Source organism: Pseudooceanicola endophyticus (assembly GCF_018760365.1).
Lineage (GTDB): Bacteria > Pseudomonadota > Alphaproteobacteria > Rhodobacterales > Rhodobacteraceae > Pseudooceanicola > Pseudooceanicola endophyticus.
On record NZ_JAHIAB010000001.1, the window covers coordinates 577,015 to 602,006 of the forward strand.

Genomic DNA, 24,992 nt, shown 5'->3' on the forward strand with positions numbered 1-24,992 from the left:
GCAGTTGTCCAGCCCCTAATTTCCCTTTCTGCGGGATGAAAGACGGCCGGGTTTCCCCGGCCGTTTCAACCCGTATCGGTCAGTCGACCAGGAGCCCCCGAAAGGGCCCCTGCCCGGCATCACTCGATGATTTTCGAGACGACGCCGGAGCCGACGGTGCGGCCGCCTTCACGGATAGCGAAGCGCAGCTTCTCTTCCATGGCGATCGGCGCGATCAGCTCGACGGTGAACTTCAGGTTGTCGCCGGGCATGACCATCTCGGTGCCCTCGGGCAGTTCGACGGTGCCGGTGACGTCCGTGGTCCGGAAGTAGAACTGCGGGCGGTAGTTCGCGAAGAACGGCGTGTGACGGCCACCCTCTTCCTTGGTCAGGATGTAGGCTTCGGCTTCGAACTTGGTGTGCGGCTTGACCGAACCCGGCTTGCAGAGCACCTGGCCACGTTCCACGCCTTCACGGTCGATGCCGCGCAGCAGGGCGCCGATGTTGTCGCCGGCTTCCCCGCGATCCAGCAGCTTGCGGAACATTTCCACGCCGGTGCAGGTGGTTTTCTTGGTGGCCTTGATGCCGACGATTTCGAGTTCGTCGCCAACGTTGACCACACCACGCTCGACGCGGCCGGTGACCACGGTGCCGCGGCCCGAGATCGAGAACACGTCTTCGATCGGCATCAGGAACGGCTGGTCGACAGCGCGTGCCGGCTGCGGGATGTACGCGTCAACGGCGGCCATCAGTTCGCGGATCTTGTTCTCGCCGATCTCGGGATCACGGCCTTCCAGTGCGGCCAGAGCCGAACCTGCGATGACGGGGATGTCGTCGCCGGGGAAGTCGTAGGCGGACAGCAGTTCGCGCACTTCCATCTCGACGAGCTCCAGCAGCTCCTCGTCGTCGACCTGGTCGACCTTGTTCATGAACACGACCATGGCGGGGATACCCACCTGGCGGCCCAGCAGGATGTGCTCGCGGGTCTGCGGCATCGGGCCGTCAGCTGCGTTCACGACCAGGATCGCGCCGTCCATCTGGGCGGCACCGGTGATCATGTTCTTCACGTAGTCGGCGTGGCCGGGGCAGTCGACGTGCGCGTAGTGACGGGCTTCGGTCTCGTATTCCACGTGTGCGGTCGAGATCGTGATGCCACGGGCCTTCTCTTCGGGCGCGCCGTCGATCTGGTCGTAGGCCTTGAAGTCACCGAAGTACTTCGTGATCGCCGCCGTCAGCGTCGTCTTGCCGTGGTCAACGTGACCGATCGTGCCGATGTTGCAGTGCGGTTTGCCGCGCTCAAACTTTTCCTTTGCCATGATGGCCTCCTTGCATTGGCGGTCGGCGGGCATGTGGCCCGCCAAGCGTGGAATGCCGGCGGGGTCACCCCCGCCTGGCGCTTATGCGTATTTCGCCTGGATCTCTTCCGAGATGTTCGACGGAACCGGATCGTAGTGGTCGAACTGCATCGTGAACTGCGCGCGGCCCGAGGACATGGAGCGCAGGTTGTTGATGTAGCCGAACATGTTCGCCAGCGGCACGAAGGCCTGGATCGCAACGGCGTTGCCGCGCGGTTCCTGGCCGGAGACCTGGCCACGACGGGACGTCAGGTCGCCGATGATCGAACCGGTGTATTCTTCCGGGGTGATCACTTCGACCTTCATCATCGGCTCGAGCAGCTTGGCGCCTGCCTTGCGGAGGCCTTCACGCATGCACATACGAGCAGCGATTTCGAACGCGAGGACCGAGGAGTCGACGTCGTGGAACTTACCGTCCAGCAGCGCGACCTTGAAGTCGATCACCGGGAAGCCTGCCAGCGGACCGGAGTCCATGACCGACTTGATGCCTTTTTCGACACCCGGGATGTATTCCTTCGGAACCGCACCACCGACGATCTTGCTCTCGAACGAGTAGCCTTCGCCCGCTTCGGTCGGGCTGATGACCAGCTTGACCTCTGCGAACTGACCCGAACCACCCGACTGTTTCTTGTGGGTGTAGGAGTGCTCGACCTCGTGACCGATGGTCTCGCGGTAGGCCACCTGCGGCGCACCGATGTTCGCCTCGACCTTGAATTCGCGCTTCAGACGATCAACGAGGATGTCGAGGTGAAGTTCGCCCATGCCCTTCATGATGGTCTGACCGGACTCGAGGTCGGTCTCCACGCGGAAGGAGGGGTCTTCAGCCGCCAGACGCTGCAGGCCTGCAGACATCTTTTCCTGGTCGTTCTTGGTCTTCGGCTCGATCGCGATCTCGATCACCGGATCCGGGAAGGTCATGGTTTCCAGCACGACCGGGGCGTTCTGCGCGCAGAGCGTGTCACCGGTGGTGGTTTCCTTCAGACCTGCCAGGGCGATGATGTCGCCGGCGAATGCCTCTTCGATCTCTTCACGATCGTTCGAGTGCATCATCATCATACGACCAACGCGTTCTTTCTTGCCTTTGGTCGAGTTGAGGATGCTGTCGCCCTTCTTCATCACGCCGGAGTAGATCCGGGTGAAGGTCAGGGAGCCGACGAACGGGTCGTTCATGATCTTGAACGCGAGGCCCGAGAGGGGCTCTTCGTCCGAAGCGTGACGGGCGATGTTGCGCTCTTCGGTCTCGTCGTCCGGGCTGAAGCCCATGTACGGCGGAACGTCGAGCGGACCCGGCAGGAAGTCGATCACGGCGTTCAGGAGGGGCTGGACGCCCTTGTTCTTGAACGCGGAGCCGGCCAGGACGGGAACGAAGGTCAGCGTCAGGCAGCCCTGGCGGATCAGTTTCCGCAGGGTGTCGACGTCGGGCTCGTTGCCTTCCAGGTACGCTTCCATCGCGTCGTCGTCCATTTCGACGGCGTTCTCGATCATGGTCGCGCGCCATTCTTCGGCGAGGTCCTGCAGATCTTCACGGATCGGCTGACGCACCCAGGCAGCGCCCAGGTCTTCACCCTTCCAGACCCACTCTTCCATCATGATCAGGTCGATGATGCCTTCCAGCTGATCCTCGGCACCGATGGGCAGAGCCACGGGAACGGGGGTCGCGCCGGTACGGTCCTTGATCATCTTCACGCAGTTGAAGAAGTCGGCACCGATCTTGTCCATCTTGTTGACGAACACGATCCGCGGAACCTTGTAACGGTCGGCCTGGCGCCAGACGGTTTCCGTCTGGGGCTCAACGCCGGCGTTACCGTCAAGAAGGCAGACCGCGCCGTCGAGAACGGCGAGCGAACGCTCGACTTCGATGGTGAAGTCGACGTGTCCGGGGGTGTCGATGATGTTGAAGCGGAACTTCGTGTCATCGGTACCTTCGAGCGTCGGATCTTCCTGGCGCTGCCAGAAAGTGGTCGTGGCAGCCGAAGTGATCGTGATGCCGCGTTCCTGTTCCTGCTCCATCCAGTCCATGGTGGCGGCGCCGTCGTGGACTTCGCCGATCTTGTGGGACTTGCCGGTGTAGTAGAGGATACGCTCGGTGGTCGTGGTCTTGCCGGCATCGATGTGGGCCATGATGCCGAAGTTACGATACCGGGTCAGCGGATATGCGCGTGCCATGGGGCCTGCCTTCCTGAAAGATTACCAGCGGTAATGGCTGAACGCTTTGTTCGCGTCGGCCATCTTGTGGGTGTCTTCACGCTTCTTGACGGCGGAACCACGGGAGTTCACGGCGTCGAGCAGCTCGCCTGCGAGGCGCTCTTCCATCGTGTTCTCGTTGCGGCCGCGCGAAGCGGTGATCAGCCAGCGGATTGCCAGGGCTTCACGACGCTCGGGACGGACTTCGACCGGCACCTGGTAGGTGGCACCACCGACGCGGCGCGAACGCACTTCGACGGACGGCTTGATGTTGTCCAGCGCCTCGTGGAAGATTTCCACGGGGGCGCGCTTGACCTTGGCTTCGATGCGGTCGAGCGCGTTGTAGACGATCTTTTCTGCGACCGACTTTTTGCCGTCGATCATCAGGTTGTTCATGAACTTGGTCAGCACGCGATCGCCATACTTGGCGTCGGGCAGAACTTCGCGCTTTTCGGCAGCGTGACGGCGAGACATCTGTGTATCCTCTTACTTCGGACGCTTCGCGCCGTATTTGGAGCGGCGCTGCTTACGATCTTTGACGCCATGGGTATCCAGCACACCGCGCAGGATGTGGTAACGGACACCCGGAAGGTCTTTCACACGGCCGCCGCGGATCAGGACAACAGAGTGCTCCTGAAGGTTGTGCGATTCACCGGGGATGTAGGAGATGACCTCGAAGCCGTTGGTCAGGCGAACCTTCGCAACTTTCCGCATTGCGGAGTTCGGTTTCTTCGGGGTCGTCGTGTAAACGCGAGTGCAAACGCCACGCTTCTGGGGGCATTGCTCCAGGTGCATCGACTTCGAGCGTTTCACTTTGGGCTGCCGCGGCTTGCGGATCAGCTGCTGGATCGTAGGCATAGGGTTATATTCCCGTCTCTAACACTAGTGTTGCATGAGGGGCCGTGTCCCCATGCGTTTTCCTTCCAAATGGTCCTCGGCGCGTCCGCCGGGTCCGGTTGCTCCCCGCACCTTGCGGCGCGGATCTCGTGTGGGGACCGAGGTCCCCAAATGGTCCGTCACACTTGCGCGCAACGTAAAAAACCGCATCCGACCCCACGCTCACGGGGATCGACGCGGTGGGTTTTCCAGAGGATCGGGGCGGTGGACCCGGATCTTGACCACTTCATTCTGGAAGGCCAAGGGGCGGCCCCCTCGCCTGATTGGAGGCGCGTATAGGGGGAGTCGGAAGGGTTGTCAACAAGCGCTGAACGCAGCGTCCGCGTCATCGCCCTTCCCTGCTTGCCCCGATACGCCTTTTTCAGCGCATGTCCCGGGCGTTCCAAGCCTTTTCCAGCAGTTGCCGGTCAAGCCCGAAGCGGCGCTGCAACAGGGCAGCGGACGTCTCGTGTCCGGGCGGTTCGCGGGGGATCATCCCCGAGACCCGGCTGTCGTTCGCACCATGGACGCCGCGCAGGTACATCGGAGGGGCGGGCAAGGTCAATGTCGGAATCCGGCTCCAGACGCGACGGTGATTGAAATCCTGCACGCAGCGGCTGCTGCCGGGACGGCAGAACAGCGTCAGCCCGGCCGCCCATTGCGGCGCATGGACCGGATGCAGGCGGATGCCCTGCCCCGCCTCGACGATCAGCCCGGCGTTGTAATCCAGCGCCGCGCGCCCGGCTTCCCGCCAGAGCGGTGCCAGATGGGCGAAATCGGCACGGCTGCGGGCCACGTGATCGCAGGCCAGCCCGTCGTCGTCGTCCAGGGTGAATTCCCCGACCACCCGGGCGCCGGGATCGCGGGCCTGGCACAGGGCAGCCCGGCACAGTGCCCGGTGCCCCTGCCCCTCTGGCGCGGACCAGAGGCGGATCTGCGGCACGCAGGCACAGAGCGTCTCCAGGCGGGCCCTCCAGGGGGCAGGCAGCCCGTCGCCATGCACCAGGACCAGCGTGAAGTCCGGGTCGTCCTGGGCCCTCAGGGAGGGCAGGCAGAGCTGTTCGAAGAACCAGAAGCGCAACGCCAGCCGGGCCGGATCGTACAGCCGCGCCCGATTGGTCTGCAGATCCCGGTCGGCATGGGCGAAGCCATCGCCCAGCGTCGGGTAGGAAAACCGGCAGAGGCCCAGGATCTGGATCCCCGCCCGGCAGGTCACGGACGCATCTCCGGGCCGACCGCGGCTGCCACCGGGCGCCGGCGTCCGGCGCGGGCCTCCCGATAAAGGGTGAACAGCCCCGAGGCGACGATCACCGCCGCCCCGGCCAGGGTCATCAGGCGCGGCCATTCGCCGAACAGCATCAACCCGGCGATCAGCGCCCAGATCAGGCTGGTGTAGCGGAACGGCGACACGAAGGAGATCTCTCCGCGCCGCATCGCCTCGATGATCGCCAGGTAGGACAGCAGCACCAGGCCCGCCGTCAGCGCCACGAGGGTCAGCAGGCCGGGGCTCGCAGGTTGCCAGGGGTCCGCCCCGCTGGTCACCGCGAAGACCGCCATCACCGCCGCCGCCGAGATCGTCGTCACCGTAAGCGAGGACACCCCCGCAGAGAGCCGCCGCGTGCACAGGTCGCGCAGCGCCACGAACAGCACCGAGATCAGCACGTAGATCGCCGAGACGTCGAAGGCATCGGTGCCCGGGCGCACGATCATCAGCACCCCCAGGAACCCCGCCAGGATCGCCAGCAGGCGCCGCCAGCCCACCGCCTCCCCGAGGAAGAGCGCAGCGCCCAGCGTCACCACCAGCGGCGTCGATTGCAGCACCGCCACCACGTTGGCGAAGGGCATCCGCACCAAAGCGTAAAGATAGAACCAGGCGGCGCCGATTTCCCCCACCGCGCGCAGCAGCACCAGCGACCAGTCGCGCCGGCTCATCTGCCAGGCGGCGCGGCGGCGGGCCAGCACGGCCAGCAGCGCCAGCACGATCAGCCCATTGCGCAGGACGATGATCTGGCTCAGCGGCAGGCTGACCGAGATGAGCTTGATGATCGCGTCGCTGATCGTCAGCAGCAGCAGCGCCACCGTCATCATCCCGGCCGCGCGCAGATTGTCCGTCATGAAACCTCCGGCGGGTCCGAAACGGACCCCTGCCCCGTTCATGCCCGCAGGACCGCGGCTTGCCCAGCCCCTTTTCCGGATCCCGGAACGCAAAAGGGGCCCCCGTTGCCGGGAGCCCCCTGTTCTCAGTCCCTTTCGGGAAACGCTCAGTCGCGGTTCTCGGGCGTCTCGACCAGGTTGTCGAAGGCGTCCCCGCCGAAGTCGCTGGCCGAGGGCGCTGCCAGGGCGGCATTGGCCTCGTCGCGGCGGGCTTCCAGCACCACGTTGTCGCGATCGCCGGCGATCCGACGGACGCGGGCGGTCGCGCCACCCGTACCGGCGGGGATCAGGCGACCCACGATGACGTTTTCCTTCAGGCCGATCAGCTTGTCGCGCTTGCCCTGGACCGAAGCCTCGGTGAGCACGCGGGTCGTCTCCTGGAAGGAGGCGGCCGAGATGAACGAACGCGTTTGCAGCGAGGCCTTGGTGATCCCGAGCAGGATCGGCTGGCCGGTTGCCGGACGCTGACCCTTGGATTCCGCCTTCTCGTTGGCCTGGTCGAACTCGATCTTGTCGACATGTTCGCCCTTCAGCAGCGTGGTCTGGCCGCTGTCGAGGATCTCCCACTTCTGCAGCATCTGGCGAACGATCACCTCGATGTGCTTGTCGTTGATCTTCACGCCCTGCAGTCGGTACACGTCCTGGACTTCGTCGATCATGTAGTTCGCCAGCGCTTCGACACCCATGATGGCAAGGATGTCATGCGGCGCGGGGTTGCCGTCCATGATGTAGTCGCCCTTCTGCACGAAGTCGCCTTCCTGCACCGGGATGTGCTTGCCCTTCGGCACCATGTATTCCACGGGCTCCAGGCTCTCGTCCGCCGGCTCGATCGTGATGCGACGCTTGTTCTTGTAGTCGCGACCGAAGCGCACGTAACCGTCGATCTCTGCGATGATCGCGTGGTCCTTCGGACGACGCGCTTCGAAGAGTTCGGCCACACGCGGCAGACCACCGGTGATGTCCTTGGTCTTGGCGCCTTCACGCGGGATACGCGCAACGACGTCACCGGCCTGGATATCCTGGTCGTGGTCGACCGAGAGGATCGCATCCACCGACATCGGGTAGCTGACCGGGTTGCCCGCATCGTTGCGGACCGGCTCACCATCCTCGTCGACGATGAAGATCTCGGGCTTCAGCTCGTTGCCCTTGGGCGCGGTGCGCCAGTCGGACACGATCTTCTGGGTCATGCCGGTGGCATCGTCGGTGTCCTCGCGGACCGAGATCCCGGTGATCAGGTCGGCAAGGCGGGCCTTACCGGCTTTCTCGGCGATGATCGGCAGGGTGTAGGGGTCCCATTCGAACAGCTTGTCGCCACGCTTGATCTGCTGACCTTCCTTGACGAACAGCTTGGTGCCGTAGCCCAGCTTGTGGGAGGCGCGTTCCTCGCCGTGCTCGTCCATGATGCGCAGCTTCATGTTCCGGCCCATGACCAGAATTTCGCCTGCCGCATTTTCCAGCACGTTGGTCGCCTCGAAGACGATGACGCCATCGACCGAAGCTTCCAGGAAGGACTGCTGACCACCCTGGGCCACGCCGCCGATGTGGAAGGTCCGCATCGTCAGCTGGGTGCCGGGTTCACCGATCGACTGGGCCGCGATGATGCCGACGGCCTCGCCGATGTTCACCTGGGTACCGCGCGCCAGGTCACGACCGTAGCAGGCCGCGCAGACGCCGTCGTCGGCTTCACAGGTCAGCGGCGAGCGGATGCGCATCGACTGCACGCTGGCGTCCTGGATGGAATCCGCCATGCGTTCGTCGATGAGCTGGCCGCGTTTGACCAGGATCTCGTCGGTGCCGGGGCGCAGCACGTCATCGGCCGCGACACGGCCCAGGATACGCTCGCCGATGGTGGCAACGACTTCGCCGTCGTTGACGGCGTTGCCGACGGTGATCGCACGTTCGGTGCCGCAATCGGGCTCGCGCACGATGCAGTCCTGGGCGACGTCCACCAGACGACGGGTCAGGTAACCCGAGTTTGCCGTCTTCAGTGCGGTATCCGACAGACCCTTACGGGCGCCGTGGGTCGAGTTGAAGTATTCAAGAACGGTCAGACCTTCCTTGAAGTTCGAGATGATCGGCGTCTCGATGATGTCGCCGTTCGGCTTCGCCATCAGGCCGCGCATCCCGCCCAGCTGCTTCATCTGCGTGACCGAGCCACGGGCACCGGAGTGCGCCATCATGTAGACCGAGTTGATCTCGCCTTCCGAACCGTCCGCGTTGCGCGGCACGGCCGAGATGGTCGACATCATCGCCTCGGTCACCTTGTCGTTGCACTTCGACCAGGCGTCCACGACCTTGTTGTACTTTTCGCCCTGGGTGATCAGGCCGTCCATGTACTGCTGTTCAAAGTCCTTCACCTGCTCCTTGGTCTCGTCGACGATGGTCCACTTGTTATCGGGGATCACCATGTCGTCCTTGCCGAACGAGATGCCTGCCTTGAAAGCTTCCTTGAAGCCCATCGACATGATCTGGTCGCAGAAGATGACGGACTCTTTCTGACCGCAGTAGCGGTAGACGGTGTCGATGACGCGCTGAACGTCCTTCTTCCGCAGCAGGGTGTTCACCAGCTCGAAGGGCGCCTTGGCGTTCATCGGCAGGAGCGAGCCCAGACGGACACGGCCGGGGGTGGTTTCGAAGCGCTTGTAGACTTCGTTGCCTTCCTCGTCGATCTGCAGGATCCGCGCGGTGATCTTGGCGTGCAGGTGCACGATCCCGGCGTCGAGCGCGTACTGGACCTCGTCGATCGAGGCAAAGCTCATGCCCTCGCCCTTCATGCCTTCGCGCTGGATCGAGGTGTAGTAGAGACCCAGAACCATATCCTGCGAAGGAACGATGATCGGCGCGCCGTTGGCGGGCGACAGAACGTTGTTCGTCGACATCATCAGGACGCGCGCTTCCAGCTGTGCCTCAAGGCTCAGCGGGACGTGCACGGCCATCTGGTCACCGTCGAAGTCGGCGTTGAACGCCGAGCAGACCAGCGGGTGCAGCTGGATGGCCTTGCCTTCGACCAGCTGCGGTTCGAACGCCTGGATGCCCAGACGGTGCAGCGTGGGGGCGCGGTTCAGCAGCACGGGGTGTTCGCGGATCACCTCGTCCAGGATGTCCCAGACCTCGGGACGCTCTTTTTCCACCAGCTTCTTCGCCTGCTTCACGGTGCTGGACAGGCCCTTGGCCTCCAGGCGCGAGTAGATGAAGGGCTTGAAGAGTTCGAGCGCCATCTTCTTGGGCAGGCCGCACTGGTGCAGCTTGAGTTCCGGCCCGGTCACGATGACCGAACGGCCCGAGAAGTCGACGCGCTTGCCCAGAAGGTTCTGACGGAAACGACCGTGCTTGCCCTTCAGCATGTCCGAGAGCGACTTCAGCGGACGCTTGTTGGCGCCGGTGATGACGCGGCCGCGACGGCCGTTGTCGAACAGGGCGTCCACGGATTCCTGAAGCATCCGCTTTTCGTTGCGCACGATGATGTCCGGTGCGCGAAGGTCGATCAGACGCTTCAGGCGGTTGTTCCGGTTGATCACGCGGCGATACAGGTCGTTCAGGTCGGAGGTCGCGAAGCGGCCACCGTCCAGCGGCACCAGCGGACGCAGTTCCGGCGGGATGACCGGGATCACGGTCATGATCATCCATTCCGGACGGTTGCCCGATTCCAGGAAGGATTCCACGACCTTCAGGCGCTTGATGATCTTCTTCGGCTTCAGTTCGCCAGTCGCCTCGGCCAGTTCGGCGCGCAGGTTCTCGGCTTCGGATTCCAGATCGATCTGCGCCAGCATCTCGCGGATGGCCTCGGCACCGATGTTCGCCGTGAAGGCGTCCATGCCGTAGGTGTCCTGGGCATCCATGAACTCTTCTTCGGTCATCATCTGGCCGTATTTCAGGTCGGTCAGACCCGGCTCGATGACAACGTAGTTTTCAAAGTACAGGACGCGTTCCAGATCGCGCAGCGTCATGTCCAGCATCAGGCCGATGCGGGAGGGCAGCGATTTCAGGAACCAGATGTGGGCGACGGGCGCCGCCAGTTCGATGTGGCCCATGCGCTCGCGGCGGACCTTCTGCAGCGTGACTTCGACGCCGCATTTCTCGCAGACGACGCCGCGATACTTCATCCGCTTGTACTTGCCGCAAAGGCACTCGTAGTCCTTGATCGGACCGAAGATGCGCGCGCAGAACAGGCCGTCCCGCTCGGGCTTGTAGGTCCGGTAGTTGATCGTCTCGGGCTTCTTGATCTCGCCGTAGGACCAAGACAGGATCCGCTCGGGCGAGGCGAGCGAGACCTTGATCTCGTCGAAGGCCTTCGCCGGGGTCAGCGGGTTGAACGGGTTGTTCGTCAGTTCCTGGTTCATGTCGTTTTCCTAGATAGACAGGTCGGGGAGTGAGGGTGGGGCGACATCACGCCGCCCCGGAGCAAGCGGTGGGGCTTACTCCTCCTCCTCCGCGTCCAGGAGTTCCATGTTCAGGCCGAGGCCGCGGACTTCCTTCACGAGCACGTTGAAGCTCTCGGGAACGCCCGCTTCGAAGTTGTCCTCGCCCTTGACGATGCTTTCGTAGACCTTGGTCCGGCCAGCCACGTCGTCCGACTTCACGGTCAGCATTTCCTGCAGGGTGTAGGCGGCGCCATAGGCTTCGAGGGCCCAGACTTCCATTTCCCCGAAACGCTGGCCGCCGAACTGCGCCTTACCACCCAGCGGCTGCTGCGTGACGAGGGAGTACGGGCCGGTCGAGCGCGCGTGGATCTTGTCGTCCACCAGGTGGTGCAGCTTCAGCATGTACTTGAAGCCAACCGTGACCTTGCGCGAGAACTGCTCGCCGGTGCGACCGTCGAAGAGGACCGACTGACCCGAGGTGTCGAAGCCCGCACGGCTGAGCGCCGCGTTGATGTCTTCTTCCTTGGCGCCGTCGAAGACCGGGGTCGCGATCGGCACGCCACGGGTGACGTTGCCGGCGGCCTCGATCAGGTGCTCTTCGTCCATCTCGGCAAAGCCTTCGTCGTAGACTTCGTCGCCATAGGCGATGCGCAGGGCCTCGCGAACCGGGGTCATGTCGCCGGTGCGGCGGTAGTCCTGAAGCGCCTCGTCGATCTTGAGACCCAGGCCGCGCGATGCCCAGCCCATGTGGGTTTCAAGGATCTGACCGACGTTCATGCGCGAGGGCACGCCCAGCGGGTTGAGGCAGAAGTCGACGGGCGTCCCATCGGCGAGGAACGGCATGTCTTCCATCGGGACGACGCGCGAAACCACACCCTTGTTGCCGTGACGGCCGGCCATCTTGTCGCCCGGCTGAAGCTTGCGCTTCACAGCGATGAAGACCTTGACCATCTTCATCACGCCCGGAGGCAGATCGTCGCCGCGACGGACCTTCTCGACCTTGTCCTCGAAACGGGCATCCAGGGCGCGCTTCTGCGCCTCGTACTGCTCGTTCAGGGCTTCGACGATCTGGGATTCCTTGTCGTCTTCCAGCGCAAGCTGCCACCACTGGCCGCGCGACAGCGTGCCCAGCAGGTCTTCGGTGATTTCCGAACCGGCCTTGATGCCCTTCGGACCCTTCACCGCGGTCTTGCCGAGGATCATGTCCTTCAGACGGGCGTAGATGTTGCGATCCAGGATCGCCAGCTCGTCGTCACGGTCACGCGACAGGCGCTCGACTTCTTCCCGCTCGATCTGGAGGGCACGTTCGTCCTTCTCCACGCCGTGACGGTTGAAGACGCGCACTTCCACGACGGTGCCGTAGTCACCGGGCTTCACACGCAGCGAGGTGTCGCGCACGTCCGAGGCCTTTTCGCCGAAGATGGCGCGCAGAAGCTTTTCTTCCGGCGTCATCGGGCTTTCGCCCTTCGGGGTGATCTTGCCGACCAGGATGTCGCCCGGCTCCACGTCCGCACCGATGTAGACGATGCCCGCTTCGTCGAGGTTGCGCAGGGCTTCCTCGCCGACGTTGGGGATGTCGCGGGTGATTTCTTCCGGGCCCAGCTTGGTGTCACGGGCGGCGACTTCGAATTCCTCGATGTGGATCGAGGTGAAGACGTCGTCACGCGCGATGCGCTCGGAGATCAGGATGGAGTCTTCGTAGTTGTAGCCGTTCCAGGGCATGAACGCGATGACGATGTTCTTGCCGAGCGCCAGTTCCCCCATGTCGGTGGACGGGCCGTCGGCGATCACTTCGCCCTTGCCAACCGTCTGACCCACCTTCACCAGCGGACGCTGGTTGATGCAGGTGTTCTGGTTGGAGCGCTGGAACTTGCGCATCCGGTAGATGTCGACGCCGGCATCGCCCAGCTCCAGATCGCCGGTGGCACGGATCACGATCCGCTGCGCGTCGACCTGGTCGATGATGCCTGCCCGACGGGCCTGGATGGCCGCACCGGAGTCGATGGCGACCTTGCCCTCGATGCCCGTGCCCACGACCGGCGCTTCCGCGCGCAGCAGGGGAACGGCCTGACGCTGCATGTTCGCACCCATCAGGGCGCGGTTTGCGTCGTCGTTTTCAAGGAACGGGATCAGCGAAGCGCCGACCGAAACCAGCTGCTTCGGCGACACGTCGATCAGGTCCACGGCCTCGGTCGGGGTCAGCGTGTATTCGCCGGCCTGACGGGTGTTGACCATCTCGTTGGTGAAGCGCCCCTCTTCGTCCAGCGACGCGTTGGCCTGGGCCACCACGTGACGCTGTTCCTCGGTCGCGGACATGTAGTGGACCTCGTCGGTCACCTGCTTGTCGCGCACCGTGCGGTAGGGGGTCTCGATGAAGCCGTACTTGTTCACGCGGGCGAAGGTCGCCAGCGAGTTGATCAGGCCGATGTTCGGACCTTCCGGCGTTTCAATCGGGCACATGCGGCCGTAGTGCGTGGCGTGAACGTCGCGCACTTCGAAGCCGGCACGTTCGCGGGTCAGACCGCCCGGGCCAAGCGCCGAGAGACGGCGTTTGTGCGTCACTTCGGACAGCGGGTTGGTCTGGTCCATGAACTGCGACAGCTGCGAGGAGCCGAAGAATTCACGCACGGCAGCCGCTGCGGGCTTCGCGTTGATCAGGTCCTGCGGCATGACCGTGTCGATCTCGACGGAGGACATGCGTTCCTTGATCGCGCGCTCCATGCGAAGCAGCCCGACGCGGTACTGGTTTTCCATCAGCTCGCCGACCGAACGCACACGACGGTTGCCGAGGTGGTCGATGTCGTCGATCTCGCCCTTGCCGTCGCGCAGCTCGACCAGGGCCTTGATGCACTTGACGATGTCGTCGCGATCCAGGGTCCGCTGGGTGTCCGGCTTTTCCAGATCCAGACGCATGTTCATCTTCACGCGGCCCACGGCCGAAAGGTCGTAGCGCTCGCTGTCGAAGAACAGGGTGTCGAACAGCGCCGAAGCGGCTTCGACGGTCGGCGGCTCGCCCGGACGCATGACGCGATAGATGTCCATGAGCGCGGTGTCGCGGTTCATGTTCTTGTCCATCGCCATCGTGTTCCGCATGTACGGACCGACGTTGATGTTGTCGATGTCGAGGACCGGGATATCGGTGATGCCGGCTTCCAGCAGCTCCTTCACGGTGCCGCCGATGATCTCGCCGCCCTTGTCGTATTCCAGGGTCAGCTCATCGCCTGCCTCGACGTAGATCGCACCGGTTTCCTCGTTGATGAGGTCGCGGGCGACATACTTGCCGACGATGCGCTCGAACGGCTCCAGCAGGCTTTTCACCGTGCCTTCGTCGATCAGCTTCTTGACGGCGCGCGGGGTCACCTTCTTGCCGGCTTCGGCGATGATCTCGCCGGAATCGGCATCGACCAGGTCGAAGGTTGGACGGGTGCCGCGCACACGCTCGGGGAAGAACTTGGTCACCCAGCCCTGACCACGACGGTAGGAGTAATCCACCGTGTTGTAGTAGGACTCCATGATGGTTTCCTGGTCCAGGCCCAGGGCGTAGAGCAGCGTCGTCACCGGCAGCTTGCGGCGACGGTCGATGCGCGCGAACACGATGTCCTTGGCGTCGAACTCGAAGTCCAGCCAGGAGCCACGGTACGGAATGATGCGGCAGGCGAAGAGCAGCTTGCCCGAGCTGTGCGTCTTGCCCTTGTCATGGTCGAAGAAGACACCCGGAGAGCGGTGCATCTGGGACACGATGACCCGCTCGGTGCCGTTGACGATGAAGGTGCCGTTCGGCGTCATCAGGGGCATGTCGCCCATGAAGACATCCTGCTCCTTGATGTCCTTGACGGACTTCGCGCCGGTATCCTCGTCGATATCGAAGACGATCAGACGCAGGGTGACCTTCAGCGGGGCGCTGTAGGTCATGTCGCGCTGCATGCACTCGTCGACGTCGTATTTCGGGCGTTCCAGCTCGTACTTGACGAACTCGAGAACCGCGGTCTCGTTGAAGTCCTTGATCGGGAAGACCGACTGGAAGACACCTTTGATGCCTTCGCCGTCGGTGGGATCCACCGCATCGCCGGATTTCAGGAACAGTTCGTAGGAGGACTTCTGAACCTCGATGAGGTTCGGCATTTCAAGGACTTCGCGAATCTTGCCGAAGTATTTGCGAAGACGTTTCTGACCAAGGTAGGTCTGAGCCATGACGGGTCTCACCTTTCGTTTCTCTACGGGTCGCGCGCCGTCGGGCCCCGGCGCAACGCCCAATCGAGACAGGGGGTTCGGATCCATGCCTGGCCACCGTCCCAATGGTGACCTCCCGATCCGCGAACCTCGCCTTAGGCAGGACTTTCAGAAAAGCCCTCTCTGAGACAGGTTCGGCTGAACGCGGGTATCCCCGCGTCCAGCCTTGGAAATCCTTGCATCCGGGACAGGCCCGGAAAGCCGGATTACTTGATTTCGATCTCGGCGCCAGCTGCTTCCAGCTTGCCCTTGATGTCTTCGGCTTCTTCTTTCGAAACGCCTTCTTTGACAGCCTTGCCGCCGGCTTCGACCAGCTCTTTGGCTTCTTTGAGGCCCAGGCCGGTGATGCCGCGGACTTCTTTGATGACGTTGATTTTGGAAGCGCCGGCCGACTTCAGGATGACGTCGAACTCGGTTTTCTCTTCTTCGGCTGCGCCAGCGTCGGCTGCCGGACCTGCGACCATGACGGCGCCGCCAGCTGCGGGCTCGATGCCGTACTCGTCCTTCAGGATGGTTTTCAGTTCTTGTGCTTCGAGAAGCGTCAGACCAACGATCTCTTCTGCCAGTTTCTTCAGATCAGCCATTTTGTGACTCTTTCCGTATCTCTAGATGTGTTCCAACGTTGGGGCTTAGGACCCTACGCCAGTCGCAAGGTTGCTTACGCCGCCTTGTCCTCGAACTTTTCTTCGATCGTGGACAGGATGGAGGCGATATTCGAAGCAGGAGCGCCAATGGCACCGGCGATGTTCGAGGCGGGTGCGCCGATGCACGACACGATCTGAGCAATGAGCTCTTCGCGCGAGGGCATCTTCGACACGGCTTCGACACCGGCACGGTCCAGTGCGGTTTCACCCATTGCGCCGCCGAGAATTTCGAACTTCTTGTTCTCTTTGGCGAAATCTTCCGCGACCTTCGCTGCTGCGACAGGGTCTTCGGAGTAGGTGAGCACCGTCATGCCCGTGAGAAGATCGGCCATGCTTGCGCAGGGCTTGCCTTCCAGGGCGATCTTGGCGAGCCTGTTCTTGGCGACACGCACGCTACCACCGGCCTCACGGGCCTTGGCGCGCAGCGACTGCATGTCTGCAACCGTGAGACCGGTGTAGTGGGCAACCACCACAACGCCAGAGCTTTCGAAGATCTGGCCGAGTTCGTCGACCACTTTCTCTTTCTGGGCTCTATCCACAGTTTCACTCCAAGTAGGGAGGTGTGACCCTCCGGCTCATTTCTGCCGGAACGAACGTCCCGGCATGCGGGTCCGTAAACGGGTCCGTCCAAGGTCGCCCCGGGGAGCCGCATGCGCGGGCCCGAAGAAATCTGGTTCTTTCCCGTCTCAGGCAGGAATTATGGCCCACATGCGCGAACCACCCGCCGTCTCGGACGAATCGTCGGGCCAACCGAATCCGGACGACCTGACCAGAGGGCTTCTAAGCCTTCCGGAAGCGGATGTGAAGAGCAAAATAAACGTGAACAGGCCGCACGTCGGAACGGCGGCACTTTTCGGCGGGCCAGTGCCGGTCCGGGGACCCGCTGGCACCATGATCCCGGATCTTATACGCTTGAAGGCGGCCCTGTGCCAGTGATCCCTTCAGATTGGAAGCGAAAGACCCACCCCATGAGCAAATCTGCCCGCGCCGCACTCGATTATCCCGCGCTGCGCCGCAAGCTGACGAAGGCCCGCGCCCGGGGGATGCCCGACTTCCTGGAGGACCGCGGTCGCCGCCTGCTGGATGCCTGGCTGGCCACCAGCGCGTCCGAGGCCCGCCCCCTGCCCCGCACCCTGGCGCGACTCGCCTCGGGCGATGCCGCCCGCGAGATCGGAGAGATCACCGGCGCGCAGATCCGCGCCGAGCAGCCCGAGGTGCTGACAAATGCCGCCTGTGCCGCCGGCTGCGCCTTCTGCTGCATCCTGCTGGAGGGCGACGGCGGCCTGATCGGCGAGGCCGAGGCCACCGCCCTGCACGGCGCCCTGGCGCCCTTCGCAGGGCAACCCGACGGCCGCGCCTGGCACGCCCATGCCTGCGCCGCGCTTGATCCCGAGACGCGCCAGTGCCGCGCCTACGAGGCCCGCCCCACGGTCTGCCGCAGCTTCCTCTCGGTCGATGCCGAGGCCTGCCGCGAGAATGCCGAGGGCGGTGACGAGGACGGATCGGGGATGCTGGGCAACCACCTCGATTACCTGACCGTGCTGGCGCTCTCGCGCGAGGTGATGCGGGGCACGGCGCTGCTGCACACCTACAGCCTGGAGGCGCTGGCGCAGGCGGCCTGCGACGGTGCGCCGCTGGATGCCGCGCTGAAGGCCGCGCGCCATCCGACCTCGGAACTGGAGGAGACCTGCGAGGACATCGGCAACTCGCCCTCCTGACGCCCCTGCCCTGCCCGGGTCCCGAGGGGCCCGGAAACGGGGCCCCGAAATGCGAAAGGGCGGACCGAAGCCCGCCCTTTCAGAATGTCACCGATCGGAACGATCAGTTGCCGGTTGCGCTTTCGACAGCGACCGAGACGCCCGGGCCCATGGTCGAGCTCAGCGAGATGCCCTTCATGTAGGTGCCTTTGGCGCCTGCGGGCTTCGCGCGGGAAACTGCTTCCACGAAAGCGCGGATGTTCTCGACCAGCTTGGCTTCGTCGAAGGAGACCTTGCCGACGCCGGCGTGCACGACGCCTGCTTTTTCGACCTTGAACTGCACTTCGCCGCCCTTGGCTGCTTCCACGGCCGCTTTCACGTCCATGGTCACGGTGCCGACCTTGGGGTTCGGCATCAGGTTGCGCGGGCCGAGGATCTTGCCCAGACGGCCGACGATCGGCATCATGTCCGGGGTCGCGATGCAACGGTCGAAGTCGATGGTGCCGCCCTGGATGGATTCCATCAGGTCTTCTGCACCGACGACGTCCGCACCGGCTTCCTTGGCTTCGTCAGCCTTGGCGCCACGGGCGAAGACGGCAACGCGCACGTCCTTGCCGGTGCCGTTGGGCAGGCCGACGACGCCGCGGACCATCTGGTCTGCGTGACGGGGATCGACGCCGAGGTTCACGGCGATCTCGACGGTCTCGTCGAACTTGGCCTTTGCGTTGGCCTTGATCAGCGTGACCGCTTCTTCGATCGAGATGTTTTCCTTGCCGGCGAAGGCTTCGCGGGCGGCGCGGGTACGTTTACCGAGCTTAGCCATCACTTCACCTCGATGCCCATGGAGCGGGCGGAGCCCAGGATGATCTGCATCGCCGCTTCGATATCGTTGGCATTCAGATCTTTCATCTTCGCTTCAGCGATTTCCTTGACCTGAGCAACGGTCACCGTACCTGCGGTGGCCTTGCCGGGGGTCTTGGAACCGGACTGCAGCTTGGCGGCCTTCTTCAGGTAATAAGACGCGGGGGGCGTCTTGATTTCCATCGTGAAGGACTTGTCCTGGTAGTAGGTGATGACGGTCGGGCAGGGTGCGCCAACTTCCATGTCCTGCGTCTTGGCGTTGAACGCCTTGCAGAATTCCATGATGTTGATGCCGCGCTGACCCAGTGCGGGGCCGACCGGCGGGGACGGGTTGGCTTTGCCAGCCGGGACTTGCAGCTTGAGGCTGCCGATCAGTTTCTTGGCCATTGGCCTTCTCCTTGGTTCACCGGCACATCCTTCGATGTGCCCTGGCGGATCACGACGCGTCGCGCCCGCCTGTCAGCGTGGTCTGGTCCGAAGCGCGCGCGCCCCTCGCCTCCCACGAATGAATGCCGGCCCTGCCCCGGCGGACGCGCCCGAAGGCGCGCGTGACCCGGGTCAGCCCTGCTTGGTGACCTGGGTGAATTCCAGCTCGACCGGGGTTTCCCGACCGAAGATCGAGACCGAGACCTTGAGGCGCTGGTTGTCCTCGTCGACCTCCTCGATCATGCCATCGAAGTCCTCGAACGGACCGTCGTTGACCTTGACCTTCTCGCCCACCTCGAAGTGGATGAGCGTGCGCGGCGCTTCTTCGCCTTCCTGGACGCGGCCCAGGATGCCCTGCACCTCCGCGTCACGCATCGGCATCGGACGGCCCTGCGGACCGAGGAAGCCGGTGACGCGGTTGATCGAGTTCACCAGGTGATAACCCTCGTCCGACATTTCCATGTGGACCAGCACGTAGCCGGGCATGAAACGGCGTTCGGTCGAGACCTTCTTGCCCCGACGGATCTCGATCACTTCCTCGGTCGGCACGAGCACCTCGTCGATCTGGTCCTGAAGACCCTTCTCTTCGACGCTCTGCCGGATCTGCTCGGCGATCTTCTTCTCGAAGTTCGAGAGGACCGAGACCGAGTACCACCGTTTCGCCATGTCGCAACGACCCTTGCTAGTTCCACTCAATGCCGCGGGGTGCCCTCGGGCACACACGACCGAAATTTCCGTCGGACCTTCGCGGCGTTCCCGGGGAACGCGAAAGGCCCTTCCCCCATAGAAAACCGGCGCGGGGCCGAATCGCCACGCGCCAGATCAGGGGGAACGGGGGCTGAGTACAAAACTCGGCCCCGATGTGCAAGTCCCGGGGTGCCCCGGGGCCCGGCTCAGCTGAAGAGGCTGAGGATGCCCTGCAGACCCGAGCGGATGCCGAGGTCGACGAGCGCGAAGAACACGGCGGTCAGGGCGGCCATGACCAGCACCATGACGGTGGTCAGCGCGACTTCGCGACGCGTGGGCCATGCGACCTTGCCGATCTCGGTACGGGTCTGCTGGATGAACTGGAGCGGGTTCGCCATGGCGGGATCCTCACCTGGATGTCTCTGGGCAGGGCCCGACGGGCCCCTGCGGGTGCTCTCCCTTACGCGGATGCGCAGGGATTATCAACCCGTTCGCATCACGCCGGAAGAGCCCGAAATGGGCTGGCGGACCGTGCTGGCGATGTCGTGATGGAAACTGGCAGGGGCAGCAGGACTCGAACCCGCGACCCTCGGTTTTGGAGACCGATGCTCTACCAACTGAGCTATACCCCTATGCCGTAGGGCGGTGATTATGGCAGGGCGCGCAGAAGATCAAGGGAGAGTTTCGGGCCGTGGAGAGATTTCCCGCCTGTCCTTGCGGCAGGGGGCGGGAGGGGGCGCTGCCCCCGTCGCCCCGAGGGGCGACTCCCCCGGGATATTTCCGACCAGATGACGGGGAGCGGCGCCTAGAGCCAGCGGAAACCGCGCAGGATGGCCAGGACGAGAGCCACCAGGGCGATCAGCAGGCCGGTGAAGACCCAGAAGGCATGCGGATCCCCTGCCCCGGGCATGCCGCCCACGTTTATGCCGAAAAGCCCGGTCAGGAAGCCCAGCGGCAGGAAGATGCCCGAGATGATCGCCAGCACGTACATGTGGCTGTTGAGCCGGTCCGCCAGCAGCCCGGCCAGTTCGTCGCGCAGGACGCCGAGATTGTCGCGCAGCTCGTCGAGGTTTTCCGAGACCCGGGTCAGCCGGTCGTGATTCTCCTGCAGCTCGCGCAGGTCATGCTCGGAAAAGAGGGGGGACTTCGAGCCTGCCAGCAGCTTCAGCGCGTCGCGCTGCGGCGGCATGTGGCGGCGCAGCTCCACCACGGAGAGCCGCAGCGCGACGATTCGGCGGCGCAGATCCTTGGAGGGGGACTGGATGATCTCGGTCTCCAGCCCGTCGACATCGCTGTCGAGCTCGGTCACGAAGGGTTCGATGCGGTCGGTCAGCCGGTCCGCCAGCATGGCGATGAATTCCCCGGCGGTGGCCGGTCCCGCGCCGGCGTCGATCTCCGCGGCGATGTCCTCCAGCGCGCGGACCCGCTGGCGCGACAGCGTCACGATGCGGTGGGCATCGGCCCAGAGCCGCACCGCCACCATGTCCTCCCGGTCCTTGCCGGGGTTGAGGTTGACTCCCCTGAGGATCACCAGGAGCCCCTCTCCGATCGCCGTGGCGCGGGGGCGGGTCTCGGTCTGGGTCAGGGCCTCGGTCACCGTGTCGTCGAGATAGGAGAGATGCGCCGCCACCCAGTCCTGGGCATCGTCATGGGTGGCATCGAGATGCGCCCAGGCCAGGGTCGGCGACAGCAGCATGTCCTGCACGTCGTGCCCCGCCAGGCGCTGGCAGCGCGCGGGACCGTCGAGGACATAGGCGAAATGGATCGGATGGGTCATGGCGGCGATGATAGGCGGGCGCCCCGAAAGGTCCAGCGCCGCGACATCGCCCTGCCGCAACGGGAAACGGCGGAGGAGATCCCCCGCCGTTTCGAAGTCTGGCATCAGCGGGTCACCCCGCGGAAGCGTCGATCACTCGATGATTTTCGAGACGACGCCGGAGCCGACGGTGCGGCCGCCTTCACGGATAGCGAAGCGCAGCTTCTCTTCCATTGCGATCGGCGCGATCAGCTCGACGGTGAACTTCAGGTTGTCGCCGGGCATGACCATCTCGGTGCCCTCGGGCAGTTCGACGGTGCCGGTGACGTCCGTGGTCCGGAAGTAGAACTGCGGGCGGTAGTTCGCGAAGAACGGCGTGTGACGGCCACCCTCTTCCTTGGTCAGGATGTAGGCTTCGGCTTCGAACTTGGTGTGCGGCTTGACCGAACCCGGCTTGCAGAGCACCTGGCCACGTTCCACGCCTTCACGGTCGATGCCGCGCAGCAGGGCGCCGATGTTGTCGCCGGCTTCCCCGCGATCCAGCAGCTTGCGGAACATTTCCACGCCGGTGCAGGTGGTTTTCTTGGTGGCCTTGATGCCGACGATTTCGAGTTCGTCGCCAACGTTGACCACACCACGCTCGACGCGGCCGGTGACCACGGTGCCGCGGCCCGAGATCGAGAACACGTCTTCGATCGGCATCAGGAACGGCTGGTCGACAGCGCGTGCCGGCTGCGGGATGTACGCGTCAACGGCGGCCATCAGTTCGCGGATCTTGTTCTCGCCGATCTCGGGATCACGGCCTTCCAGTGCGGCCAGAGCCGAACCTGCGATGACGGGGATGTCGTCGCCGGGGAAGTCGTAGGCGGACAGCAGTTCGCGCACTTCCATCTCGACGAGCTCCAGCAGCTCCTCGTCGTCGACCTGGTCGACCTTGTTCATGAACACGACCATGGCGGGGATACCCACCTGGCGGCCCAGCAGGATGTGCTCGCGGGTCTGCGGCATCGGGCCGTCAGCTGCGTTCACGACCAGGATCGCGCCGTCCATCTGGGCGGCACCGGTGATCATGTTCTTCACGTAGTCGGCGTGGCCGGGGCAGTCGACGTGCGCGTAGTGACGGGCTTCGGTCTCGTATTCCACGTGTGCGGTCGAGATCGTGATGCCACGGGCCTTCTCTTCGGGCGCGCCGTCGATCTGGTCGTAGGCCTTGAAGTCACCGAAGTACTTCGTGATCGCCGCCGTCAGCGTCGTCTTGCCGTGGTCAACGTGACCGATCGTGCCGATGTTGCAGTGCGGTTTGCCGCGCTCAAACTTTTCCTTTGCCATCGTCAGGCGCCTCTGTGGTTTGGGGGCCAACCCGGCCCGATTTCACTGGGGCCGCGATTTATTTTGTCCCGAAGGGAAAATCAAGCGCCACTTCGGCAACAGCGCCCTGCTGTCACATCGGCGAAACGCCCCCGGGATGCGCCCCGTCACGCGCCTGTCGCGAAAGCGTCACGCAGATGCCGCAACCCGCCCGCGACCCGGGGTCGCGGGACAGGGTCCGACGGTGGTCAGGCGGGCTCAGGAACCGGAGGGTTTCGCGGCCGGGGCGGTGCTGTCGTGCTTGGCGAACCAGGCCGGGTTGTCGGCCAGCCAGTCCTCGATCTTCTGGGCGGCGCGGTCGGCCAGCTGGTCGATCTGCTCTTCCCGGGTCATCGTGAACCCGGTGCCGATCAGGCTCTGGGCGCCGAATTTCTCCATCACCACGATCAGCTTCGGCTCCTCGTTGATCTTGCCGCCCTTGGCGTCGTCCCAGACCGTGACCTTGATCATCAGGATCGACTTCGGCGCGAAGATCAGCGGAATGCCGGGCGCGGCCAGCACGTACCCCTCGACCGAGATCCCCAGATGATAGAGCTGGTCGCCGTCATAGGGCCGCAGGCGCTTCTCGACCGAGGCCTTGATGGCATTCTGGAACTCTTCCGGCGAGGCCTCCCGCGACAGCGGGCCCTGGCGCATCTTCGAGGCCACCACGACATCCCAGCCCAGCTTGAAATGGCCGAGGTCGGGATGCTGGTCCGCCTTCTGGCTTGAGGCGCAACCGCCGAGCATCAGCAGCGCCGTCAGGCCCAGGGCGGGCACCAGGCGGCGTGAAAGGATCTGGGCGGTCATGCGGCCTCCTCGGGCAGATCTGGATCCTTTCCCCGATAGCGGATCGGCCCGGGCGTTTCAATTATCGCGGGACCGGGCGGGGTTCCGGCTGCCCGCCATAGTGATATGATCCCCACAATGCGGGCCCGGCACGGGGCCCGCCCGGCGGAGACCCCGATGCCCGACGACCAGAGCCCCCCTCCTGCCCTGCCGGTGCGCGTCCCGCTGGTGACCGCGCCGCTGGGGATGCTCGGCTCGCTGCGCGCGGCGCGGCGCAACGTCCTCGAGATCCTGCCGGAGCTTGCGGTGAAGCAGCCCATCGTCTCGGGCAGGATGGGGATCCGCTGGCACATGCTGATGGATCCCGCCGCGATCCGGCGGGTGCTGCTGGAACGGGTCGAGGATTACCCCAAGAGCGGGGTGACGAAGAACCTGCTGCGCCCGGTGATCGGGCATTCGCTGTTCATCGCCGAGGGGGCGCACTGGCGCTGGCAACGCCGCGCGGTGGCGCCGGTCTTCTCGCACCGCCACGTCACCGGCCTCGGCCCGGTGATGAGCGCAGCCGCAGATCACGCCTGCGCCCGCGTGGCCGCCGCCGGCCCCGGTGCGGTCGACATGGCCGACGAGATGGTCCGCGCCACCTTCGAGGTGATCTCCGAAATCACCTTCTCGGGCGGCAAGAGCTTCGATCGCGACGCGGTGCACCGCGCCATCGACGGCTACATCGCGGCGGCGGCCCGGGTCTCGATCCTCGACATGCTGGGCGCGCCCGACTGGATCCCGCGCCCGGCGCGGGCGCTCTCCGGTCCGGTGGTGAAGCGCATGAAGGCGGTGGCGGACGATGCCATCGCCTCGCGCCGGGCCAGCGGCCAGCGCGGCCCGGCCCCGGATCTGCTCGACCTTCTGCTGGCCGCCGAGGACCCCGAGGAGCACCGCCGCATGAGCGACGCGGAGCTGGCGGACAACCTGCTGACCTTCATCGTCGCCGGCCACGAGACAACGGCGCTGACGCTGGGCTGGGCGCTGTACCTCTGCGCCTTCGACCCCGCGGTCCAGGACCGCGCCCGCGCCGAGGCCCGCGCCGCCCTGGGCGAGCGGACCGCGACCGCCGCGGACCTGCCGCAGCTGCCCTACCTGCGGGCGATCATCGACGAGGCCCTCCGCCTCTACCCGCCCGCCGCGATCATCTCGCGGACCGCGCAGGTGCCCGACAGGCTGTGTGGAAGGGAGGTGCGCGCCGGCGATACGGTGATGCTGCCGATCTACGCGCTGCACCGCAACCGCCTGCTCTGGGACCGGCCCGACGCCTTCGATCCGGACCGTTTCACCGACCGCAAGGCGGTGCCCCGCTATGCCTACCTGCCGTTCGGGGACGGCCCGCGGGTCTGCATCGGCGCCAGCTTCGCCGTGCAGGAGGCGGTGATCATCCTGGCCACGTTACTGGCCCGTTTCCGGTTCACCCCGATCCCTGGCCGCAATCCGCGCCCGGTGATGATCCTGACACTGCGCCCCGAAGGTGGCATCTGGCTGCGGGCCGAAGCACTTTCCTGACCCATTTTCTTGTTCCAAATACCTTCGCCGAAGGCTTCGTTCCGCAGGAACGAAATCGCCCCGGACCTGTGGTCCGGGGCGACGCTCCGCGGGAG

Annotated in this window: 19 protein-coding genes and 1 tRNA gene; 2 read left to right on the forward strand and 18 right to left on the reverse strand. The window is 64.6% G+C overall.

Translation table 11 applies throughout. The annotated features are described in order from the left end of the window. Window positions 1-119: 119 nt before the first annotated feature. The 10 genes from tuf (KM176_RS02880) to rplJ all read right to left on the reverse strand — a co-directional run bounded on the left by tuf (KM176_RS02880) (window position 120) and on the right by rplJ (window position 16,322). Entirely contained in the window at window positions 120-1,295 is a 1,176-nt protein-coding gene (gene tuf, locus KM176_RS02880) for an elongation factor Tu (protein ID WP_160892481.1), read from the reverse strand. A gap of 81 nt (window positions 1,296-1,376) precedes the next feature. Then, on the reverse strand, window positions 1,377-3,500 hold the full coding sequence (fusA, locus tag KM176_RS02885) for an elongation factor G (protein ID WP_160897197.1): 2,124 nt from the start codon (window positions 3,498-3,500) through the stop codon (window positions 1,377-1,379). Between the two features lie 21 nt (window positions 3,501-3,521). Beyond that, a complete protein-coding gene (rpsG, locus tag KM176_RS02890; RefSeq protein WP_160897198.1) occupies window positions 3,522-3,992 on the reverse strand; it encodes a 30S ribosomal protein S7 in 471 nt (156 codons plus the stop codon). Between the two features lie 12 nt (window positions 3,993-4,004). After that, window positions 4,005-4,376 carry a 30S ribosomal protein S12 gene (gene rpsL / locus KM176_RS02895; RefSeq protein ID WP_160897199.1) on the reverse strand — a complete coding sequence of 124 codons (372 nt, stop codon included), beginning with the start codon at window positions 4,374-4,376 and terminating at the stop codon, window positions 4,005-4,007. A 400-nt stretch (window positions 4,377-4,776) separates the two neighbouring features. Then, on the reverse strand, window positions 4,777-5,610 hold the full coding sequence (locus KM176_RS02900) for a glycosyltransferase (protein ID WP_160897200.1): 834 nt from the start codon (window positions 5,608-5,610) through the stop codon (window positions 4,777-4,779). Further along, window positions 5,607-6,509: a DMT family transporter gene (locus KM176_RS02905; protein WP_160897201.1), complete on the reverse strand. Its 903-nt coding sequence runs from the start codon at window positions 6,507-6,509 to the stop codon at window positions 5,607-5,609. Before KM176_RS02905 ends, KM176_RS02900 begins: the two co-directional genes overlap by 4 nt. A gap of 146 nt (window positions 6,510-6,655) precedes the next feature. Continuing rightward, window positions 6,656-10,888, reverse strand: coding sequence for a DNA-directed RNA polymerase subunit beta' (gene rpoC / locus KM176_RS02910; protein ID WP_160897202.1), 4,233 nt, complete (start codon window positions 10,886-10,888; stop codon window positions 6,656-6,658). A gap of 75 nt (window positions 10,889-10,963) precedes the next feature. Beyond that, window positions 10,964-15,100, reverse strand: a complete 4,137-nt coding sequence (gene rpoB / locus KM176_RS02915) for a DNA-directed RNA polymerase subunit beta (protein ID WP_160897203.1) — start codon at window positions 15,098-15,100, stop codon at window positions 10,964-10,966. Window positions 15,101-15,345: 245 nt separating this feature from the next. Beyond that, window positions 15,346-15,723, reverse strand: a complete 378-nt coding sequence (gene rplL / locus KM176_RS02920) for a 50S ribosomal protein L7/L12 (RefSeq protein WP_160897204.1) — start codon at window positions 15,721-15,723, stop codon at window positions 15,346-15,348. Window positions 15,724-15,797: 74 nt separating this feature from the next. Continuing rightward, window positions 15,798-16,322, reverse strand: coding sequence for a 50S ribosomal protein L10 (gene rplJ, locus KM176_RS02925; RefSeq protein ID WP_160897205.1), 525 nt, complete (start codon window positions 16,320-16,322; stop codon window positions 15,798-15,800). A gap of 429 nt (window positions 16,323-16,751) precedes the next feature. Between rplJ and KM176_RS02930 the strand changes: the two genes are divergently transcribed. Continuing rightward, window positions 16,752-17,501, forward strand: a complete 750-nt coding sequence (locus KM176_RS02930; RefSeq protein WP_160897206.1) for a YkgJ family cysteine cluster protein — start codon at window positions 16,752-16,754, stop codon at window positions 17,499-17,501. A 103-nt stretch (window positions 17,502-17,604) separates the two neighbouring features. Here the strand turns inward: KM176_RS02930 and rplA are convergent, their stop codons facing one another. The 8 genes from rplA to KM176_RS02970 all read right to left on the reverse strand — a co-directional run bounded on the left by rplA (window position 17,605) and on the right by KM176_RS02970 (window position 23,367). Beyond that, on the reverse strand, window positions 17,605-18,303 hold the full coding sequence (gene rplA, locus KM176_RS02935; protein ID WP_160897207.1) for a 50S ribosomal protein L1: 699 nt from the start codon (window positions 18,301-18,303) through the stop codon (window positions 17,605-17,607). Continuing rightward, on the reverse strand, window positions 18,303-18,728 hold the full coding sequence (rplK, locus tag KM176_RS02940) for a 50S ribosomal protein L11 (RefSeq protein WP_160897208.1): 426 nt from the start codon (window positions 18,726-18,728) through the stop codon (window positions 18,303-18,305). Before rplK ends, rplA begins: the two co-directional genes overlap by 1 nt. Before the next feature lie 171 nt (window positions 18,729-18,899). Beyond that, window positions 18,900-19,433: a transcription termination/antitermination protein NusG gene (nusG, locus tag KM176_RS02945; protein ID WP_160897209.1), complete on the reverse strand. Its 534-nt coding sequence runs from the start codon at window positions 19,431-19,433 to the stop codon at window positions 18,900-18,902. 227 nt (window positions 19,434-19,660) lie between these two features. Further along, entirely contained in the window at window positions 19,661-19,852 is a 192-nt protein-coding gene (gene secE, locus KM176_RS02950) for a preprotein translocase subunit SecE (protein ID WP_160897210.1), read from the reverse strand. 158 nt (window positions 19,853-20,010) lie between these two features. After that, a tRNA-Trp gene (locus KM176_RS02955) sits at window positions 20,011-20,086 on the reverse strand. 173 nt (window positions 20,087-20,259) lie between these two features. Then, window positions 20,260-21,336, reverse strand: coding sequence for a zinc transporter ZntB (locus KM176_RS02960; protein WP_236045137.1), 1,077 nt, complete (start codon window positions 21,334-21,336; stop codon window positions 20,260-20,262). 27 nt (window positions 21,337-21,363) lie between these two features. Next, window positions 21,364-22,539, reverse strand: a complete 1,176-nt coding sequence (gene tuf / locus KM176_RS02965; protein WP_160892481.1) for an elongation factor Tu — start codon at window positions 22,537-22,539, stop codon at window positions 21,364-21,366. 237 nt (window positions 22,540-22,776) lie between these two features. Then, window positions 22,777-23,367 (reverse strand): hypothetical protein, encoded by a 591-nt coding sequence (locus tag KM176_RS02970; RefSeq protein WP_160896391.1) that lies wholly within the window; start codon window positions 23,365-23,367, stop codon window positions 22,777-22,779. 156 nt (window positions 23,368-23,523) lie between these two features. Between KM176_RS02970 and KM176_RS02975 the strand changes: the two genes are divergently transcribed. Continuing rightward, window positions 23,524-24,897, forward strand: a complete 1,374-nt coding sequence (locus tag KM176_RS02975) for a cytochrome P450 (protein ID WP_160896390.1) — start codon at window positions 23,524-23,526, stop codon at window positions 24,895-24,897. Window positions 24,898-24,992: the final 95 nt, after the last annotated feature.

Bases quoted from the DNA above. Each gene is read 5' to 3' on its own strand.
- rpoC (WP_160897202.1), bottom strand. From the start codon at position 10,888: ATGAACCAGGAACTGACGAACAACCCGTTCAACCCGCTGACCCCGGCG.
- nusG (WP_160897209.1), bottom strand. From the start codon at position 19,433: ATGGCGAAACGGTGGTACTCGGTCTCGGTCCTCTCGAACTTCGAGAAG.
- tuf (WP_160892481.1), bottom strand. From the start codon at position 1,295: ATGGCAAAGGAAAAGTTTGAGCGCGGCAAACCGCACTGCAACATCGGC.
- rpsL (WP_160897199.1), bottom strand. From the start codon at position 4,376: ATGCCTACGATCCAGCAGCTGATCCGCAAGCCGCGGCAGCCCAAAGTG.
- rplK (WP_160897208.1), bottom strand. From the start codon at position 18,728: ATGGCCAAGAAACTGATCGGCAGCCTCAAGCTGCAAGTCCCGGCTGGC.
- fusA (WP_160897197.1), bottom strand. From the start codon at position 3,500: ATGGCACGCGCATATCCGCTGACCCGGTATCGTAACTTCGGCATCATG.
- rplA (WP_160897207.1), bottom strand. From the start codon at position 18,303: ATGGCTAAGCTCGGTAAACGTACCCGCGCCGCCCGCGAAGCCTTCGCC.
- rpsG (WP_160897198.1), bottom strand. From the start codon at position 3,992: ATGTCTCGCCGTCACGCTGCCGAAAAGCGCGAAGTTCTGCCCGACGCC.
- rpoB (WP_160897203.1), bottom strand. From the start codon at position 15,100: ATGGCTCAGACCTACCTTGGTCAGAAACGTCTTCGCAAATACTTCGGC.
- tuf (WP_160892481.1), bottom strand. From the start codon at position 22,539: ATGGCAAAGGAAAAGTTTGAGCGCGGCAAACCGCACTGCAACATCGGC.
- secE (WP_160897210.1), bottom strand. From the start codon at position 19,852: ATGGCGAACCCGCTCCAGTTCATCCAGCAGACCCGTACCGAGATCGGC.
- KM176_RS02905 (WP_160897201.1), bottom strand. From the start codon at position 6,509: ATGACGGACAATCTGCGCGCGGCCGGGATGATGACGGTGGCGCTGCTG.
- rplL (WP_160897204.1), bottom strand. From the start codon at position 15,723: ATGGCTGATCTGAAGAAACTGGCAGAAGAGATCGTTGGTCTGACGCTT.
- KM176_RS02930 (WP_160897206.1), top strand. From the start codon at position 16,752: ATGAGCAAATCTGCCCGCGCCGCACTCGATTATCCCGCGCTGCGCCGC.
- KM176_RS02970 (WP_160896391.1), bottom strand. From the start codon at position 23,367: ATGACCGCCCAGATCCTTTCACGCCGCCTGGTGCCCGCCCTGGGCCTG.
- KM176_RS02975 (WP_160896390.1), top strand. From the start codon at position 23,524: ATGCCCGACGACCAGAGCCCCCCTCCTGCCCTGCCGGTGCGCGTCCCG.
- KM176_RS02960 (WP_236045137.1), bottom strand. From the start codon at position 21,336: ATGCCAGACTTCGAAACGGCGGGGGATCTCCTCCGCCGTTTCCCGTTG.